Source organism: Streptomyces sp. NPDC055078, from assembly GCF_053607985.1.
This window is the reverse complement of sequence record NZ_JBSGUP010000986.1, coordinates 1-2,075: the sequence shown is the minus strand read 5'-3', so window position 1 is coordinate 2,075 and position 2,075 is coordinate 1. Positions and strand designations below refer to the sequence as shown.

General features: G+C 67.4%; 1 protein-coding gene. It reads left to right on the top strand.

The features are described from left to right. Nucleotides 1–464: 464 nt before the first annotated feature. Nucleotides 465–1,040: a YdeI/OmpD-associated family protein gene (locus ACWF94_RS39400; protein WP_453499932.1), complete on the top strand. Its 576-nt coding sequence runs from the start codon at nt 465–467 to the stop codon at nt 1,038–1,040. Nucleotides 1,041–2,075: the final 1,035 nt, after the last annotated feature.

Genomic DNA, 2,075 nt, shown 5'->3' with positions numbered 1-2,075 from the left:
GGAATGGACCGGCTGCGCCGAACTGATCGAAGGCGCCCTCCACTGGGCACGCAAGGCAGCCGCCCTGTAAGATTGCCGAGGAGTCGGGTTCACCCAGAGGCCATCCGGCAGGGCAGCCAGACACTGAGCTTCCGCTCTCGCCGTAAGGGAAATCGCGCGGCCGGGTCACCGCCGAGCCCTTCACCCGGGTGGCGAACACCCCACAGGCCGGGTAGGCCCTGGCCGTCTCGTCGGCCGTGACCAGGTGGACCCTGTGCACTCCACCAGCCAGCTGCTCGACCCGCACGACGGGACACCCCGTTCAGATCGAGCAGCAACCTCGTATCGCTGACCAAACCCGTGGCTCCTGCGTGATTGTTCTGCGTCGAGAACAGGAATGATCACGCAGGAAGCACGGGCGCTCTGTATCCGGGGCCGTGCCCGAATGCGCCATGACAATCGGCCGGGTGTGGTTCGCTGCTGGGATGACTCAGGACTTGGAGATCGTCGCATTCGAATCCCCCGAGGCATTCCAGGCATGGCTCGGCGAGAACCACGCCTTCTCGTCGGGCGTCTGGCTCAAGCTGCGCAAGAAGGGCCCCGGAATCGTCGCGCTGGACTACGCCCAGGCGCTCGACGTGGCACTCTGCTACGGCTGGATCGACAGCCAGAAGGCCAAGTTCGACGACCAGTGGTGGCTCCAGCGGTTCACCCCGCGCAAGCCGCGCAGCAAGTGGTCCAAGGTCAACCGGGACAAGGTCGCCGCCCTGATCGAGCAGGGCCGGATGCATCCCCCGGGGCAGGCCGAGGTCGACCGCGCCAAGGCAGACGGCCGCTGGGAGGCAGCCTACGACAGCGCGAAGACCGCCACGGTGCCGGATGACCTCACGGCGGCCCTGACCGCCGACCCCGCCGCGGCGGAGTTCTTCCAGACACTCGACCGGCAGAACCGCTACGCGATCCTGTACAGGGTCCAAGACGCCAAGAAACCCGAGACCCGGGCGCGCCGGATAGAGAAGTACGTAGCGATGCTGGCGAAGGGCGACAAGCTGTACCCGTAGTCACGGAGAGGGACCGCAGCCGTGCAGTGCCCCAGATCCCGACGCGCCTGCGGCCCCGGCAGCAGCCACCAGGCGCCCTCACTGAGCGTATCGAAACGTCAGGGGCCCTGAGCAGGCGCACCGCTCAAGACCGAAGACCCTGCAAACCTCGGGAGCGCCAGCACGAGCCCGATCCGGGCGGTCGGCTCCGCCGATTCCGGCCTGAGGCCCGCCGGAGCGGCAGCATGAAGGTGAACCGTGACTTCCACAGTGTCGTCGCGAGCCGTGCCCACAGAGATCGAATGCGGTTCAACCTCAAAGCGATGGCGTTGGACGGCCTCGTCGATCCAACCCGCCGGAGCCAGCTCGGGGGCGGGGCGGCACCGTGCTTCACCATCCAGGCACCATGACACTCAAGATCCTGGAGGTAGAACTTGCCATGGCCAGCCAGAACGGACAGACGATGAGGATCGGCGCGTGACGAACGCACCTGTGACGCCTCGTGAGGAACACCGTCCGCACTTCGCCTGTCCGGCCTGCGGAATCATTGGTGAGCCGGGCTCCCTCGACTACCGTCTCACTCCTGACCGGGAACACGTCGACTGGACCGTGCCCGTGACCGTGAGCTGGGGATCCTGCCGTACCCGCTCCCGGGTCACTGCGGTCGATGTCCTGGACCGGGACGCCGGACACCTCTACTCCCGCTGCGGACGCCGGAGTTCCTGCACTCCGACGCCGACCGCGTCACATCCGCTGGAGCTCTGGTCTCCATGCGCCTGGGCCGGCATCCACCGGCACTCGCGCCCTCTGCCTGCACGACGTCGAGCGCAGTGCCAACCAGTGGGCCACCGCTCAAGTCCACATCGTCAAGGACGACGCACACAACTCGCGGCGGACTGCCCGACTGGGCCTCATGGGGCGGACTGTGCCCGATTCCCTGGCCACCAGGGGTGGCGCCTTTCCGGAGCGTACGTACGCCCCGATCACGCTTCCGTGGACCCCCAGGTGCTCCCGCACGCGCGGGAGCACCAGCCGACTGAGCGGACGGCTATGTGG